We start from the raw sequence: 225 nt of genomic DNA on the forward strand, positions 1-225 counted from the left end.
CGCTCGGCTGCGGCTGGGTTATCTGGCGTGATGAAGAAGCACTGCCGAAAGAACTGGTGTTCAACGTTGACTATCTTGGCGGGCAAATCGGGACTTTCGCCATCAACTTCTCTCGCCCTGCCGGTCAGGTGATTGCGCAATACTATGAATTCCTGCGCCTCGGTCGTGAGGGCTACACCAAAGTACAAAACGCCTCTTACCAGGTCGCCACTTACCTGGCGGATG

The 225-nt window shown here is 55.6% G+C and carries 1 protein-coding gene; it reads left to right on the forward strand.

All coding sequences use genetic code 11. From position 1 onward, the window contains the following. Window positions 1-225: pyridoxal-dependent decarboxylase (locus HEM79_RS22470; RefSeq protein WP_286178689.1), on the forward strand; the 225-nt coding region annotated here is incomplete at both ends.

It is taken from the genome of Escherichia sp. 93.0816, assembly GCF_013368855.2.
GTDB classification, from domain to species: Bacteria; Pseudomonadota; Gammaproteobacteria; order Enterobacterales; family Enterobacteriaceae; genus Escherichia; species Escherichia ruysiae.